We start from the raw sequence: 15,740 nt of genomic DNA on the forward strand, positions 1-15,740 counted from the left end.
AGGATACAATTACCCAAAGGATAAAAGCAATGAACCAAGAGACTACAGTTCTACAAGATGCTTTAGAGCACCTAGAAAAGGCACTTAGAACTTTAGAGATCACCATAATAAACCGCAATGCCGTTATTGATAAAAATAACGAATGGGAAGAAGAAATCCAACGAATGAATGCTGACCGCAGCCATCTTGCCCAAGCGCTTGACAAAGCTGAAGCCCAAATTGAACGCTTAGAGTCCGTAAACAAAGAAGTTTCCAAACGTCTTATTAAAGCAATGGAAACAATTCGTGTTGTCATTGATAGATAAAGGTTTGAATGTATGGAAACTGTTTCCGTTACCATTGATGGTAAAGTTTATCGCATGGCTTGTGACAAAGGACAAGAACGTCGTCTTATTGCGCTTGCTGCTCAATTGGATCAATATATCACACATTTAAAGAACAATTTTGGTGAAATTGGCGACCATCGTTTATCGGTTATGGCTGGCATAATGATTATTGATGAAATGGAAGAAATAAAACGAGAAAATAAAAAATTACAAGAAGACTACAATACTCTTTTACGACTCCACAACGAAAGAGACCGTACCATGGGGAAAATTATGCGTGACACCACACAACGCATTGAAAATCTCACCAACCAATTGCTCAAAGATGATCAAAACTGCACAAACCTTCAAGAACAAGAACAGGAACAGGAAGATTTCTAAAAATTACATCAGCGCGTAATAAACCAGAGATTTGACTTGTCCGCCACATCTCACAGGATAAAAATTCTTAAACCCACACCGGTGTGTAAACAGTCTGGTTTTTTATAGGAAGGATTCCAGCTACTCACGACTTATGGGATTAACTTAAACCTCAACAAGAAAGCCCTACCCTGAATATTTCACCTCCGCACAAACGCTTCCTATATCAAGGAGGCTGCCTTATATCACCACATTTCAAATGAGATGTCTTTTAACCGCGCAATAAGATAACAAAATCAACATCATTGTAAAAAAATCATATAAATGACAACAGCAACAAACAAATAAAGCACCCTTCGAAAAAAAGAGCTATATTCATGTTCCCTATGAATGCATGCCCAAAAATCCTTGCCCCTTAGATAATATCAAGCAGATTCAATATATATTAAAAAATAACCTTATCTATTATACCGTAAAACACCGCTATTTGATACTATAAGCACCATGGAGTCTTTGCACCTGAGATGTCCATCCGATGAAACCCACCGAAAAGAACCGTATCATTTATAAACCAGCGTGAACTTTAGTATTTTCATCCTTTAGAGCAGGAAAAAAGTCAAACCCGAAGAGTATGTTAATCTCATACAACCTCAAACATCATAAACAACAATAATAGCTCTTGAAAACATCCTCTACCGCTATTTTTATCCTTATAACAAACAAACAATTCATCCATACCTCTCTCCCCACCCCTCAAAATCTCCAAGCTTAATAAAAGAAAGAGCAAGTCGGCATCATCATTATAGTCAGCCCTCAATATTGCGATAGCCCCCTTGGCTCGTAAAACGATTCATAAGAGGGACGCCTTTCTTGTACAGCTTTTTCCCATAAAACCCACCCGCTTATGACGTACAAGCAAAGAGTTATGATTAACAAAACATAAATAAATTTAAGAGAATCTTACGGAATTCGGGGTTCTAATTCAAGTTTAATAACGATAAATTATCATTATAAATCAATATGTTGTAAATGATTCGACAAGGCATATTTTAAAAACACATTCACCCATCACTTTTTCTCATAACATACCAGTACGATTTTTTAGGCACATAATTTTAATTTTATTCAATTCTGTTTGCAAAAGTTTAAAATGGGAAAAATTTCAAGGCTCTTATCCAAAAAGCGAAAGAATGAACTCTCATTATCAATAAACATCTCGCTCGTATAAACATCAATAAAGCATCCCCAATCTGTCTCAATGAAATAAAAGGGGGGCTCCCATTAAATGCCCTACCGTAAAAGCAGCTTCCTCAGAACTAAAACAAAATCAACAGACCAATATCACCGCATCTGCTTCCATCCCCAAACTGGACGACCTAACGCAATACCTTTCTATCTTACGATAGAAGATATAAAGAATAATGGGTCTATGGAGGCATTCACAAGAGGCGCACACCCGTTGTTTTTAAAGCCTGTTCAAAGGCGCATGAAAAAACACCATGCGTAAACGGCTCAAATCCCTTTCGTTCCATCTTGAGAGACAGAAGCAATACGCAAGAGATTTGTCGCACCGGGCGTTCCAAGAGGAACCCCAGCTGTCACAAGGAAGCGATCTCCCCCTTTGCAAAAGCCTTCCTGAAATGCAATCGCTGCTGCTCGATCAACCATATCTTCTAAACTCCGTGCATCTTGCGTGACCACACAATGAAGCCCCCAAACTAAAGCCAAACGCCTTGCTGTTTCCACAATGGGCGATAAAGCAATAATGGGTCTATTAGGGCGTTCACGAGAGGCGCGCACCCCCGTTGTTCCTGAAGCCGTATAGGCAATGATAGCGGATAGTGCAAGTGTTTCAGCAATCTGACGCGCAGCAAGAGAAATCGCATCCGTTCCTGTTGATTCTGGTGCTGGATGTTGTGCCCCAACCTGAGCGGCATAAGTGTGATCTTGTTCGATTTGCCGCGCGATTCGATCCATCATAAGCACAGCTTCTTCAGGATAACGACCAGAAGCAGATTCAGCAGACAACATCACCGCATCTGTTCCAGCATAAACAGCTGTCGCAACATCTGACACCTCTGCGCGTGTCGGAACAGAAGATGTGATCATTGATTCAAGCATTTGTGTTGCCACCACAACAGGCTTTCCTGCTAAACGACAAGCTTTTATGAGCTCCATCTGAAGTGCAGGGACCTTTTCCAAAGGCATTTCCACTCCGAGATCACCCCGTGCAATCATAATGCCATCAGATACATCAATAATTTTCTCTATATGCTCCAAGGCTTGAGGCTTTTCGATTTTAGCCATCAAAGACACCTTACTTTTCGTCAACTGACGCACCGCCATAATATCTTCTGGACGTTGAATAAAAGAAAGAGCAACCCAATCAACAGGCTGCTGTAAAAGAGCCTGAAGATCCTCCTTATCTTTTGACGTCATCGAATCAAAAGGCAAAATTGTATCGGGAAAACTGACACCCTTTCGATCAGAAATACGGGTTCCAGCAACCACGCGACACTGTACAGAATGACCATCACAAACTTGCGCACGCAGTTCCACCCTTCCATCATCAATCAACAACCGATCCCCTGGTTTAACAGCCGAAAATACATCCTCATGAGGGAAAAAAACACGCTGTGCATCACCAAGAACATCGCGATTATCTAACGTAAAGCTTTGCCCAACACGCAAATCTTCTTGACCCTTAGCAAAACGCCCCACACGCAGTTTTGGCCCCTGAAGATCCACCAAAATACCAATGGGGCGTCGAACTGTTTTTTCAACTTCTCGTATAGACTCGACCAAATCACCCAGCATATCACGATCAGTATGGCTCATATTAAGACGAAAAACGTCTGCCCCTGCCCTAAAAAGCTTTTCAATCATCAAACGAGAAAAAGAAGAAGGACCAAGAGTCGCAATAATTTTTACTTTACGTGCACGTTTCACGGTGGAGAATTTCCTGAAAGAGAAGGTATAACTGAATTGTTTAACAAAGACTCATCCGTCAACTGTACCATCCAACTGGTTTGATTTCCGGTATCGATCTCTTTAAATTCAGCCTTTTGATATCCTCGAGGGAAACAATCATGAACCCCTTGAATAGTAAATTGGCTATCTTGTACACACATGGTCACAGAGCCTGCCCAGTTCCCTTTTTTTTGTGCCCCTTCCGCATAAAAATAATAAAACCGTGAAGCAAGAGGCCCCTCAATTAAAGTTTTACATTCCGTCACTGGTACCGTCCACCAGCCTTCGCTCACCCACCCTGAAAATGTACGATATCCAAGAGCAACCCCTACAGACTGTTGGGTTGTATTACAAACCCTAAAGTCAGCTTTTGCAAAAACAACAAGGGGAAACAAGAGCAAAATGCTCAAAAGAAAAACTTTTAATCCTTTCTGAAGCACCCAATATCGTTTTTTTAAAATCACAAAACTTCCTCTATAATGCCAAATTCTCAAAACAAATTACACATTTCTTTTTTTAAAGCTTTTCAAATCTAAAACGTATATTTTTATATTTTTCTTTTTATAGCCCTTTTATCAATGCATATAGCTTAAAAATTTTACAAAATATTTAAAGTCAATTTGTAAAAAAAACTGTGTAGCTTGACTTACTTTTTATTTTCAAGCTTTTTTAACATAAATTCGTCGTCGAAAAACAACTTAAATATATAACTTGGAGAAAAATACAATGAACGATACAGTAACCGATCAAACACACGCTATATCCGTAAACCAATTACGCTCTTTTATCGAACGTATTGAACGACTAGAAGAAGAGAAAAAAACCATTTCTGATGATATTAAAGACGTTTACACTGAACTTAAAGGCTCTGGTTTTGATAGTAAAGCTGTTCGAAGCATTATACGGCTGCGTAAAAAAGAAGAACATGAACGAATGGAAGAAGAAGCAATCATTGAGCTTTATAAAAATGCGCTTGGTATGAATTAAAACCATTGATAACGTTGGAAATTTTTTTAAGAAAAGAAAATACAAAAAACAAATGGCAAAAAACAAATGAATGTATAAAATTTTACCCAATAATAAGCAGTTTGTGTAACTTGTAACGAGACTATCGGTCACAGAATACACAATATTGCAACAGCCCTCACATTTAAAAGGATTTATACAGAGAATTTTTATTCTTATTCTTCAATCATTGTTTATCCACATAAACTCTCACTTGTATGCCAACCTATGCCAACTCAGTTTGTGATGTGCAAGAGAGGTGTTTTTATGATTAAACATCAATAAATTTGAAGTGAGAAAGTCTTCCGATATTGAGGACTCTCTTCAAATTGAAAAAAATGAATTATGATGATAAATCAATTTATTATCTACGAAAAGAAACATATGAAAATAGTCAGCCGTTGAAATCCGCTAAACGAGAGTCTGAACTGTTTACAAAAGAAGAGGTGGTTAAGGATCTTCGTCTTTTAGGATAGGGAAAAGTGCAGCATATTTACACATTTGATAAAAAGACCCTTAACAAAACTTTATTCGAATCTATTAACGGACTCATAAAGATCATTGATTCGAGAGGTTAGAATGTGATCTCTCCATTTTCCAGAAATCATCAAATAGTTTTTGGCATAGCCTTCTTTTTCAAAATGAAGGCGTTTTAATAAACGTTCGCTTTTTATGTTCTCAGGTCTATAATTTGCCATCACTCTATGCAGATGATAAACATGAAAGATATGGCGTATTAGAGCCGATAAACTCTCAAACATGAGACCTTTGCCTTGTTGTTTTTCATCAAGAGAAAAACCAAGATGACAGGCTTGAAAAACACCCCGAACCACATTTGTAAAATTCACAACACCGATGACTGTGTTTTCATTTTTTAATCGTACAGCATATCGGTATGCTTGTCCCTGTGCGCTTTCATAAGCAAATGCATTGGCTCGTGTTTCCCAAGCTGTTAGGCTGTGGTAACCATCAGATCTAACAGGTTCAAAAGGACGCAGATGATTCGCATTACGGAGGAAATAAGAAGACAGTTCAGCTGCATCTTCTAAACCGATCAATGTGGAAATTGTTCGCTTTGTTTTAATTGCCATCATTTTCTCCTCCTAGACAATGTCACAATAACACGTTGATTTATCCTAGAAAATCATCATTTTTAAACTTAAATTATAACATCAAATACAGTAAGCTTTCCTCATCACAACACTTCTTACGTTAGAATCAATGAGGATCATTTGCTTTTCCATCATAAGCGGGGGTGGTATGTTTAAAGCATAAGGTAAAGACAAGGGCATGTTTCTTATGAATGCTCTCAAATTCCAAGGGGCGCTATAGCAACACTAAGAGCGAGCAAAATATGCAATGGAACTGGCATACTTCCATATACGAAATTTTGAAAAAACTTACGGCAAAGGTAGTTTTGTTTCTTTGCCTTGTAAGCTCAGAGCATGCTTGTTTTGCGCTACCATATCACTGCTCCCCCGTATACAAATTCCAATGACCATCGCCTTGAGGTGCTATATGTTACAGTGCAATCTAAAAAGTCTCTGCCATAACTCGTCAACAACACTGTTCCCGCTAAATCAGCCACAAACTCTTGTAACAAATTAAAGAAAAGCGATGATGCAATACGAATTAAAATGCTTAGATATTAATATCTGAAACATTACCGTGAACACGCTTCCATTTCTTCGCGTAAAATTTCAAGTTCTAACCATTCTTCTTCTTTTTGTGTGCAAGTATTTTTCTTTTTTTCCAACGTTGTTGATAAACGCTCAAAACGCTCTTTATCACTGCGATAAAGGGCTGGATCAGAGAGTTCTTGCTCAATTTTTTTGATTTCGTCCTGTAAAACAGCAATTTCTTCAGGCAATTTTTCCAATGCATAAACCTGCTTATAAGACAATTTACTTCGTGTTTTTTTCTCCCGCCCTATCAAGCGATCATCTGTTGATGTGTCCTGCTTTGAAAGCTCTCCCGCATGAGATTTTGAAGGTGCTTTACGTTGCGATAATTCTGTTCTTTTGCGTTGTAAGCGAAGAGCATGCTGGTTTTGCGCCATCATATCACTATAGCCGCCCGCATACAAAACCCAATGACCATCACCTTGAGGTGCCAACATATGCGTTACAGTACGATCTAAAAAGTCTCTGTCATGGCTGACCAACAATACTGTTCCCGCAAAATCAGCAATAAATTCTTGCAACAAATCCAAAGTTTCCATATCCAAATCATTGGTCGGTTCATCAAGAATCAAAAAGTTTGCAGGACGAGAAAGAAGTCGTGCAAGCATGAGGCGTGCTCTTTCTCCCCCTGAAAATTCTTTAAGGGGAGTGCGTGCTTGTTCAGGTGAAAATAAAAAGTCTTTCATATAAGAAACCACATGCCGCTCCAGCCCATTGATCACAAGAGTATCACCTCTTCCTCCCGTTAAATAATGCGCTAAAGTTTCTTCTTCATTTAAAATACGTTGCTGATCAAGCAATGCCATGGAGAGGTTATAGCCATGCCTCACCGTTCCACTATCCACGGCTTCTTGCCCAATTAATGCAGAAAGGAGCGTTGTCTTTCCGATTCCATTGGGTCCTACCAAACCGATTCGATCACCCCGCTGAATGCGCAAAGAGAAATCTTTCACGATAATGCGATCACCATAGGATTTTGAAATTTTCTTTGCTTCAAGCACCAATTGCCCAGAATCATGACTTTTTGCTGCTGTCAAAAGTGCATTTCCTGGCTGCCCTTTATAGGTTTGATGACGCTGTCTTAAGTCTTTTAATTCGCCCAAGCGCCGTACATTACGCTTACGCCGTGCGCTCACGCCATAACGCAACCATTGCTCTTCACGAGCAATTTGGCGCCCCAATTTATGCTGTTCGATGGCTTCTTCTTCCAGTGCTTTATCACGCCAATTTTCAAACTCAGAAAAACGCTTTTCCAGCCTTTTGGTTGTACCACGATCAAGCCATACCGTTGACCGTGTAACATTTTCTAAAAATCGTCGATCATGGGAAATCACCACAATCGCTGAACGCAAAGAAGCCAAAACAGCTTCCAGCCATTCAATAGTTGGTAAATCAAGATGATTGGTTGGTTCATCTAAGAACAAAATATCGGGCTTTGCAGCAATGGCCCGTAACAATGAAACACGCCGCTTTTCACCTCCCGAAAGCGTTTCCAATTTTTCCGCCCCAGAAAACCCTAAATTTGTGCGAAGCGTATTAATCCACTGAACATCAGATGTATCGTCCAGCCCCGCTTCCATATAAGCATTAATATCTTCAAATCCTGAACAATCCGGATTTTGTGAGACATAACGGAGCGTTACTCGCGGGTGGCGAAAAATTTCGCCACCATGAGGTTCTAATATTCCTGCGGCAATTTTTAACAGGGTCGATTTTCCACAACCATTACGGCCAACCAACGCAATACGCGCCCCCTGCTCAACCGATAAAGAAGCTTGATTGAGCAAAGGCGTTTTTCCAAAATTTAAGAAAATGCGGTCAAGCCGCAGAAGCGGCACCGCCATTAACGAACGCGGCGCGGACAAGGTGCTTTATACATCACCCCTCTTGCATCACGGTAAGCACACAATTGCCGTACAGGAACTCTCTGTCCACAAGGTGCTTGGTAAACATGCCCTCTACGACCACGATACGTGCACAATTGTGATGCCTGTCTTTGTTGTTTTCTTTGATTTGCAGCTGCACCTGTTACTGTTCCAGCCAAAGCACCAAATGCTGCACCGGTAAGTGCTGCTCCAGGCGTACTTCCAGCAATAGCAGTTCCAGCCAAAGCACCGATTGCTGCTCCTCCTACGCCGTAACGTGCAACGCGTTCATCGTTTGTAGTACAAGCGACTGAACTGAAACCAATGGCTGAAACAACGGCCACTTTAAAAATTGATTTTAACATATCAAAACCTTTCCTTCTCAAGATCAATACATATATCGTTTATGTCGGCACTTCATCACTAGGCCCCCCCCTGCCTTATTCAGAATATATTGGAAGAGCTTTATGGAATAGATACAGACGCTAACAATATAGCTTTTCCAGAACCTAAATGGCAAGAAAAGGTTCCACAAATACGGTTAGAAAGTGTTAAAGAAGAGCCAAATGACACATTTTTGTCACAAATTGGCCATTTTACCCCTTTAAGAGTTAAGCTCTTTAAATCAGAAAAGCCGATAATACTAAACAAACATCCCTTAGGCAAATCATACGAACAAGGTTTTGACAAAACCGGCCAACCTTCTTCCGAACCGCTTGTCAACAACACTGAAATACCCCTTTCAGCCATCATCAACGCTTGCGTCATATGAGAAAGGCTATGATCACTTCGCTCCCCTCCCAAAGCACCGCACAAAATAAGCTTTTTAGCGCCATTTTGCAGCGCTCTTTCACATGCCAGAGCACTATCTGTCATATCTTTATCAGAGGGAAAAACTTCACGCGGAACATGACTATATTGACGGATTAAGTTCTCATCTGATGAATCAAAGTCCCCTAACCACAACTCAGGCGTCACATTAAGCGCTGCCGCATGACGCATACCACCATCAGCAGCAATTACCCGACTGTTTTGAATTTGATTAAGCAAACGATCAGTGATATGAACATCCCCATTTAATAATATCGTAAATGTTGTCATGCCATACTTTGCCTTTCACAAAATTTTCTTTACAGTGCATCTTTTTATAAGTGAGAGTCATTTTTTATAAACAAAAAGCGTGATATAGCCAAACGAATCCTTATTCTTAATGCCTTTCTTAAAGAAACATACGATACAAAGATACAAATGCAATTTGCCAAATTACTCCGCAGAAATAATGTGCACCATGGTCCAACGCACCCCATTTTTCACCGCAATTTTCTTTTTCGCTCTTGCCTGTATAAAGCCACTCTCATAAGTCTAACGTTTCTCCTTTCGGCTTGTCATACACCACTTTCTCAAAATGATAGGCTTTCTTCCACTTCTTCTAAAACGATCAAACGTACCAACAACCACAATATCTATGTCACATTAAGCGCTCTGCAACACCCACGTATTTTGCAAATGTATGGTGGCGCTTATCATGATGCAAAACTTGAACACCTTTTAGCAAAGATTGTCCGTAAACTGGCAGTTGCATCCCATAGTTCTCATCAAAGCTATTCTGTAACAATTTTAAACTCAGAAACTATCAACGCTTTTGCGCTCCCCAACGGCTCGATCTACATCACTCGTGGTATGCTGGCATTAGCCAATGATTCTTCAGAAGTTGCAGCCATTTTAGCCCATGAGATAGCACATATCAGAGCCAATCATGGCATTTTACGCCTGCAAAAAGAAGCCCAATTAAAGATGACCAATCACATGTCTTCACGTCTTCTTTCTTCTATTGGCAAAAAACTTCATAACCCTATGCAAAACAAGCAACAACTCGCGCAATTTTCCCGCAATCAAGAGCTGGAAGCTGATTCCCTTGCGCTCGAAATGCTCCAACAATCAGGATATGATCCTTTTGCTTCACCGCGCTTTCTTCAAACAATGGAAGCCTATAGTGCTTTTCGTAATATTTCTGGCACCCAAAATGCCTCTCTAGATTTTTTAGCCTCCCACCCAACTACCCCTCAACGCATTCGGCTTGCGATAGAAAAAGCGCGTAAAATCAGTAAAGGGAATAGTAAAATATCCGATCATGATTCTTTTCTCAAAAGCATTGATGGCATAATTTTTGGAGGAGGCTTTTATACAGGTTTTGTACGAGGCAACCAATTTATTCACCCACAATTGCGCATAGCTTTTTCTGTTCCAAACAATTTTACAATAGAACATTCAGCACACACTGTTTGGGCCAGTGGACCAGATAAAATTGCGATTCGTTTTGACGCCATCCCACATCCTGCTGAAATATCTGCGAGTGATTATTTGAAAAGCGGCTGGATTATCGGTCTAGACCAATCATCTATCCGCCCCATCACAATTCAAGGACTTACAAGTCAAGGTTTTCAAAGCCAAAGTTTACTTGGAGCGCGGGCCCATGCTACCAATGATCAATGGCAATTTGATGTGGTTGTCATTCCATTCAACAACCACATCTTTCGTTTTTTGACGGCCGCTCCACATAATTCTCGAAATTTTGCAGAGGTTGCCCAAAAAACGCTACAAAGCTTTCATTCTCTTTCATCTTCACAGTTAAAAAAATTGCAGCCCTTAAAAATCCGTGTTGTCCGTGTTAAACAAGGAGAAACCGTTGCCAATCTTGCAGATAAAATGCAATACACACCCTATAAAGAAAAACTCTTTCGCATCCTCAACGCCCTCTCACCAGCGCAAACTTTACCTGCAGGTACAAAAGTGAAAATTATTACAGAATAAGCCTTTCTTCTCATCCGTTACAGTTTTGATTCTTTTACAGTTTTGATTCTTTTCTGTCTGTATCACGCCCTCCGCCTTAAAGCATATTCGAAAATAAAGAGGAACACTTTAAAATCCAACTTCATCATGCCTTTATAGGCCTCCGTGTGATACATATTTCCTCCAACTAACTGTGCCCCCTATCTTCCTCTGTTTATCAGTAGCGCCCCCAAGGAGGCATATTCCTAAACAAATATGAACACCCCCTAAAACTGACTTTATCATATTCTCATATGCCCCCACTTAATACATTCTCTTTCCTCCCCCCCCAAAGCCTTTCACTGCTTATATATCGTAAGCATCTTCTGAATGAACCGTAAGGAGAGCAGAACGCAATTTTTGCAAAGCCCTAGCTTCAATTTGACGCACGCGCTCTTTCGAGATTCCTAACTTTTCACCCAAAACTTCAAGAGTCGCCCCCTCTTCATTTAAGCGACGAAAGCGAATAATTTCCAACTCCCGTTCGTTGAGAATTTGCAACGCATCGTAAAGCCATTGTGTACGCCGTTGACCATCAATGACTTGCTCAATTAAAGCATCAGGAAGAGGACTATCATCCACCAAAATATCCATCTTAGCAATGGGATTATCACTGTTCTCAGAAACAGAAACACTCAAGGAATTATCAGAACTGGAAAAACGAAAATCCATCGTTTCAACATCGCGCACGGAAACACCGAGTTTTTCAGCGATTGTGCGAAAAATATCCTGTTTTGACAAAGCACTATCATCTTGTATCAGTTTTGCACGCAAACGCCGAAGATTAAAGAAAAGTGCTTTTTGCGAAGAACTCGTTCCCCCTCGAACGATTGACCAATTTCGCAAAATATAATCTTGAATAGAAGCGCGTATCCACCACGTTGCATATGTTGAAAAACGCACTTCCCGATCAGGTTCAAAACGTGCAGCTGCTTCCAATAGTCCCACATACCCTTCTTGTACCAAATCCCCCAATGGCATTTTGAAACGTTTAAAGCGATTAGCAATAGCAATCACTAAACGCATATGAGCCGCTGCAATTTGATGCATGGCATCATCATCACGTTTGTCTTTCCACCGCAGAGCCAAATCATGCTCTTTTTGTCGTTCAAGATAAGGTGCTTGCATAGCAGAACGCATCATATTACGTCCTAAGCTTTTGTCTGCATCGCTATAATTTTTGCTGCTTTTATAAACAGCATTTGAAAGATTACCCATAATAACCCCTTGCGATTAAAATTATCAAAATTGATTTGGCAACGACATCATTGTTCTTCGCTTAAAAAGAACGCAAAAGTTGTTAACTTCTGTGACCACTACTTTAACGTGTAATTTTATAATCGCAATTGTTTTTTTTACTGTCATGGTAAAACTTCTTGTCATAAGACACAATTTCACCTGCAAAATGCCTTTACAATATGCCTTTTAGCCTATGAAATATTTGAAAAAACTTTCTCTTCACTTTTCATGACAAAACAGCAAAAAAATAAAGTGATCATGCAAAAGAAATGCCGTTTTTTGATAACCGGTTCCGTTTCCTTTTAAATTGAAGAATTTATTTATGCTTTTAGCTTTACAATACAACTAATAAGTGTAATTTGCAAATATAAAGCATCCAAACTGAATGAAAACTGAATGAAAAAAGAATCATTCAAGTTTTAAAGGCGCAAAGAAACAGCAAAAAATGACAAGAGTGATTGAAGCAAACGCAACAAACGTGTTAAAGAAAGAGCACCATTATGAAATTGTCGCAAAAAGCTTTTGACCAGTGTCACACTGAGAAAGAAAATGATCATGGATAGCAAGATTGTTCAACAGAATGAGATTCTTCAAGATGATATTCTCATTGAAAAACACGGAAGGGGTAAATTTGAAGGTTTTCGTTTTTATGCCAACAAAAACAGTACCGATCAAATAGCTGAGAAGCAAATTTCAACAGAGAATGAGAGTTTGATTCTTGCTTTTTCCAAACGCGCGACACGTTTTTGTGCTTCTGCAAATGGAGATTTTACCCTCAGTTCTGATGGAATTGTGCGCTGGATTGGTCAACCCGTAGGACAACTTGTAGCAACAGAAGATTTTTTCAAACCAAAACTGATTGTTTTAGCAGATGAACAACTCACGGGAGAATCCCGCAATAACGTTGTGAAACGATTAGAACGCTTTGTCACCTTTCATTTTGAAACGACTTTAAAACCCCTGTTTGATTTGCGCAATGCTGATAATTTAACGGATTCAACAAACAGTCTTGCTTTACAACTTTTTAACTCTTTAGGGATTTTACCACGCCGCGAAGTCTTAGACATTGTCAAAAACCTTGCGCAAGAATCACGTGCCGTTCTTCGGCGTCTAGGCGTGCGTTTTGGCGCTTTTCATATCTATGTTGCCGGAATGCTTAAACCTGCTCCGGTTCAAGCCATTACTCTCCTGTGGAATCTTCAAAATGCGGGACAAGATCAAACTGGTTTGGGTGAAGTTTTTTCAGCATTATCTGCTGGTCGAACCTCTTTAATTGTTGACCCTACCTATAACCGCCAATTTTATCAATTAGCCGGCTACCGAATCTTAGGACAACGTGCTGTACGGATTGATATTTTAGAACGTCTTGCCAATCTCATCCGTCCCGCACTTCATTGGAAACAAGGAAGTGATCCCAGACCCGATGGAGCCTATGATGGCAAAAGTTTTTTTGTTACACCAGCCATGATGTCCATTCTTGGGGCCAACGGAAACGATATGGAAGAAATCCTCAAAGGACTTGGTTATCAATCGTACAGCATAAGCAATACTGTTTTTGAACAAAATCTCTTTGCACACCAAGCCTCTTCCCCTGTCAATAGGGCAAAGCAAGATGTTCCTGCAGCAGAATGCGTTGGAAGTCAATGGCAAACAGTAAGCGATTTAGAAACAACACGAGAAGAAAAAAATATCTCATACCCAAACACTTCATCCTCTGGTATTGAAAAACATCTCCATAAAACCAATCGTTTACCAGCAGCTGAACCTGTTGGGAATTTTGCCAAATCCCCGCGCTCTACAGAAGAAGATAAAGTTATTTTGTTATGGCATTATAAGCATCAATTTCCCCACCATGCACAAAAAAAACGTGATAAATTAGGAAATAAGTGGCAAAATAAATCGAAGAACGCTGTAAAAAAAGCGGAATACAAAAATGAAAATTCCCCTCAAGAAGCACCATCACAAGCAAAACGCTCTCATAAGTTCCACAAATCCCAAGGAAAACATGCAAATCATAAGCCCTTTCAAAAAGAAAAGCGCCTTAATCCTGATTCACCTTTTGCGAAACTAGCTGTACTACGCGATCAACTCACCAATCATAAAAACACGCACACACTTTCCTCTAAAGAGAATTAAAGTAACAAATGGAGTTTGATCTTGACCCACGTAGTAACCGACAACTGCATTCACTGCAAATATACGGATTGCGTTGAAGTCTGCCCAGTTGATTGTTTTTATGAAGGGGAAAATATGCTTGTTATTCACCCCGATGAATGCATCGATTGTGGTGTTTGCGTGCCAGAGTGCCCAGCAGAAGCGATTTTACCTGATACAGAACCAGGATTAGAAAAGTGGTTAGAACTCAATCTTCATTATGCAAACAAATGGCCTAATCTAACCACCAAAAAAGATCCTCTTCCTCAAGCAAAAGAAATGGATGGTGTTCCAAATAAATTAGAAAAGTATTTTTCAGAAAATCCAGGAAGTGGCGAAGAGTAATGATAAAGTGTACACTCTCCTCCTTCAACGATTGAAAGACTTCTCTTGTAAAAATAAAAAATCCTTAAGCGAAATGATTGATTCTTTTAAATTTTGATGTTAGTGTTATTTTAACATGATCATCTTTCTAAGTATTTTTCTTTGCTTGTTATAGTAAAGCGGTGTATTTTTTTTTGATTTAAAAGTACTCGGCTTTTATGCTCACTTAATTGGTACAATATACTTGGTTAAAGAAAACTCAACCCTCAGGTTTATAACCTGTTTTCCGATACATTTGTTGATCATAAGGGAGTAAACTAAAATATGGCATCCCAACATGGAACGTCTTCCAAGACCAAAGAATTTGCAACCTCTGAATATATCGTCTACCCTACGCATGGAGTAGGACAAATTATAGCGATTGAAGATCAAGAAGTTGCAGGACATAAATTAAAACTTTTTGTCATTCATTTCGCGAAAGATAAGATGGATGTCAAAGTCCCCATTGCAAAAGCCCTTTCCGTTGGAATGCGTAAATTATCTGCTAGTGATTCTGTCGAACGTGCCTTAAAAGTTTTACGCGGAAAAGCACGCGTTAAACGGACCATGTGGTCACGTCGTGCACAAGAATATGATGCTAAAATCAACTCAGGAGATCTTATTTGTATCGCTGAAGTGGTCCGTGATCTTTTCCGCTCTAATCTACAACCTGAACAATCTTACTCTGAGCGCCAACTTTATACAGCTGCTCTTGAAAGAATGGCCCGCGAAATTGCGGTTATTAATAGTCTTTCTGAAACAGAAGCTATCAATCTCATAGAGATGCATCTCTCCAACAAGCCGGAACGCGAGTTTAAAACTGAGAGAGAAGAAACAGATGAAAACAGTAAAGCTGTCTACGCTGCATAATACACTCTTTCATCATAATGATGATATTTCGATAAAACCAGCGAAAAGCTGGTTTTATTTTTTAACATCCTCTCTGC

Annotated in this window: 14 protein-coding genes and 1 pseudogene; 7 read left to right on the top strand and 8 right to left on the bottom strand. The window is 39.7% G+C overall.

Features of this window, described 5'->3' with window-relative positions; translation table 11 throughout:
* The first annotated feature begins 29 nt into the window (after positions 1 to 29).
* A complete protein-coding gene (locus ACFINW_RS00295) occupies positions 30 to 305 on the top strand; it encodes a DUF4164 domain-containing protein (protein WP_005774573.1) in 276 nt (91 codons plus the stop codon).
* Positions 306 to 317: 12 nt separating this feature from the next.
* Positions 318 to 707 (top strand): cell division protein ZapA, encoded by a 390-nt coding sequence (locus ACFINW_RS00300; protein WP_375629691.1) that lies wholly within the window; start codon positions 318 to 320, stop codon positions 705 to 707.
* A gap of 1,491 nt (positions 708 to 2,198) precedes the next feature.
* On the opposite strand, the gene pyk is transcribed toward ACFINW_RS00300, so the two are convergent.
* Entirely contained in the window at positions 2,199 to 3,635 is a 1,437-nt protein-coding gene (gene pyk, locus ACFINW_RS00305) for a pyruvate kinase (protein WP_375673629.1), read from the bottom strand.
* Complete coding sequence (locus ACFINW_RS00310; protein WP_375640606.1) at positions 3,632 to 4,120, bottom strand: DUF1036 domain-containing protein; 489 nt, start codon at positions 4,118 to 4,120, stop codon at positions 3,632 to 3,634. Before ACFINW_RS00310 ends, pyk begins: the two co-directional genes overlap by 4 nt.
* A 262-nt stretch (positions 4,121 to 4,382) precedes the next feature.
* On the opposite strand from ACFINW_RS00310, the gene ACFINW_RS00315 reads away from it, so the two are divergent.
* A complete protein-coding gene (locus tag ACFINW_RS00315; protein WP_005774567.1) occupies positions 4,383 to 4,643 on the top strand; it encodes a DUF2312 domain-containing protein in 261 nt (86 codons plus the stop codon).
* A gap of 545 nt (positions 4,644 to 5,188) precedes the next feature.
* On the opposite strand, the gene rimJ is transcribed toward ACFINW_RS00315, so the two are convergent.
* The 5 genes and pseudogenes from rimJ to ACFINW_RS00335 form a co-directional block, all read right to left on the bottom strand.
* Positions 5,189 to 5,752 (bottom strand): ribosomal protein S5-alanine N-acetyltransferase, encoded by a 564-nt coding sequence (gene rimJ / locus ACFINW_RS00320; protein WP_375673631.1) that lies wholly within the window; start codon positions 5,750 to 5,752, stop codon positions 5,189 to 5,191.
* Between the two features lie 321 nt (positions 5,753 to 6,073).
* Positions 6,074 to 6,267 (bottom strand): annotated as a pseudogene (locus ACFINW_RS10205) (ABC transporter ATP-binding protein); the annotation flags it as partial.
* A gap of 57 nt (positions 6,268 to 6,324) precedes the next feature.
* A complete protein-coding gene (locus ACFINW_RS00325) occupies positions 6,325 to 8,187 on the bottom strand; it encodes an ABC-F family ATP-binding cassette domain-containing protein (protein ID WP_375673701.1) in 1,863 nt (620 codons plus the stop codon).
* Entirely contained in the window at positions 8,187 to 8,573 is a 387-nt protein-coding gene (locus ACFINW_RS00330; protein WP_375613186.1) for a hypothetical protein, read from the bottom strand. Before ACFINW_RS00330 ends, ACFINW_RS00325 begins: the two co-directional genes overlap by 1 nt.
* 100 nt (positions 8,574 to 8,673) lie before the next feature.
* Positions 8,674 to 9,309, bottom strand: a complete 636-nt coding sequence (locus ACFINW_RS00335) for a thiamine diphosphokinase (protein ID WP_375629683.1) — start codon at positions 9,307 to 9,309, stop codon at positions 8,674 to 8,676.
* 147 nt (positions 9,310 to 9,456) lie between these two features.
* Between ACFINW_RS00335 and ACFINW_RS00340 the strand changes: the two genes are divergently transcribed.
* On the top strand, positions 9,457 to 11,019 hold the full coding sequence (locus ACFINW_RS00340) for a M48 family metalloprotease (RefSeq protein WP_375640613.1): 1,563 nt from the start codon (positions 9,457 to 9,459) through the stop codon (positions 11,017 to 11,019).
* 324 nt (positions 11,020 to 11,343) lie between these two features.
* Here the strand turns inward: ACFINW_RS00340 and ACFINW_RS00345 are convergent, their stop codons facing one another.
* A complete protein-coding gene (locus ACFINW_RS00345) occupies positions 11,344 to 12,255 on the bottom strand; it encodes an RNA polymerase factor sigma-32 (RefSeq protein ID WP_375629677.1) in 912 nt (303 codons plus the stop codon).
* Positions 12,256 to 12,831: 576 nt separating this feature from the next.
* Between ACFINW_RS00345 and ACFINW_RS00350 the strand changes: the two genes are divergently transcribed.
* The 3 genes from ACFINW_RS00350 to ACFINW_RS00360 all read left to right on the top strand — a co-directional run bounded on the left by ACFINW_RS00350 (position 12,832) and on the right by ACFINW_RS00360 (position 15,663).
* The gene (locus ACFINW_RS00350) at positions 12,832 to 14,412 is read left to right on the top strand and encodes a hypothetical protein (RefSeq protein ID WP_375673632.1); all 1,581 of its coding nucleotides are present in this window, start codon (positions 12,832 to 12,834) and stop codon (positions 14,410 to 14,412) included.
* Between the two features lie 21 nt (positions 14,413 to 14,433).
* Positions 14,434 to 14,775 carry a ferredoxin FdxA gene (gene fdxA / locus ACFINW_RS00355; protein WP_015856977.1) on the top strand — a complete coding sequence of 114 codons (342 nt, stop codon included), beginning with the start codon at positions 14,434 to 14,436 and terminating at the stop codon, positions 14,773 to 14,775.
* 303 nt (positions 14,776 to 15,078) lie between these two features.
* Positions 15,079 to 15,663, top strand: a complete 585-nt coding sequence (locus ACFINW_RS00360; RefSeq protein ID WP_273790499.1) for a CarD family transcriptional regulator — start codon at positions 15,079 to 15,081, stop codon at positions 15,661 to 15,663.
* The last annotated feature ends 77 nt before the right edge of the window (positions 15,664 to 15,740 follow it).

The organism is Bartonella sp. AA18HLJMS (assembly GCF_042197245.1).
Taxonomy (GTDB): Bacteria; Pseudomonadota; Alphaproteobacteria; order Rhizobiales; family Rhizobiaceae; genus Bartonella.

What these genes read in the sequence shown, in the direction of transcription:
- ACFINW_RS00295 (WP_005774573.1), top strand. Translation starts at nt 30, where the DNA reads ATGAACCAAGAGACTACAGTTCTACAAGATGCTTTAGAGCACCTAGAA.
- ACFINW_RS00300 (WP_375629691.1), top strand. Translation starts at nt 318, where the DNA reads ATGGAAACTGTTTCCGTTACCATTGATGGTAAAGTTTATCGCATGGCT.
- ACFINW_RS00315 (WP_005774567.1), top strand. Translation starts at nt 4,383, where the DNA reads ATGAACGATACAGTAACCGATCAAACACACGCTATATCCGTAAACCAA.
- rimJ (WP_375673631.1), bottom strand. Translation starts at nt 5,752, where the DNA reads ATGGCAATTAAAACAAAGCGAACAATTTCCACATTGATCGGTTTAGAA.
- ACFINW_RS00325 (WP_375673701.1), bottom strand. Translation starts at nt 8,187, where the DNA reads ATGGCGGTGCCGCTTCTGCGGCTTGACCGCATTTTCTTAAATTTTGGA.
- ACFINW_RS00330 (WP_375613186.1), bottom strand. Translation starts at nt 8,573, where the DNA reads ATGTTAAAATCAATTTTTAAAGTGGCCGTTGTTTCAGCCATTGGTTTC.
- ACFINW_RS00335 (WP_375629683.1), bottom strand. Translation starts at nt 9,309, where the DNA reads ATGACAACATTTACGATATTATTAAATGGGGATGTTCATATCACTGAT.
- ACFINW_RS00340 (WP_375640613.1), top strand. Translation starts at nt 9,457, where the DNA reads ATGCAATTTGCCAAATTACTCCGCAGAAATAATGTGCACCATGGTCCA.
- ACFINW_RS00345 (WP_375629677.1), bottom strand. Translation starts at nt 12,255, where the DNA reads ATGGGTAATCTTTCAAATGCTGTTTATAAAAGCAGCAAAAATTATAGC.
- ACFINW_RS00350 (WP_375673632.1), top strand. Translation starts at nt 12,832, where the DNA reads ATGGATAGCAAGATTGTTCAACAGAATGAGATTCTTCAAGATGATATT.
- ACFINW_RS00360 (WP_273790499.1), top strand. Translation starts at nt 15,079, where the DNA reads ATGGCATCCCAACATGGAACGTCTTCCAAGACCAAAGAATTTGCAACC.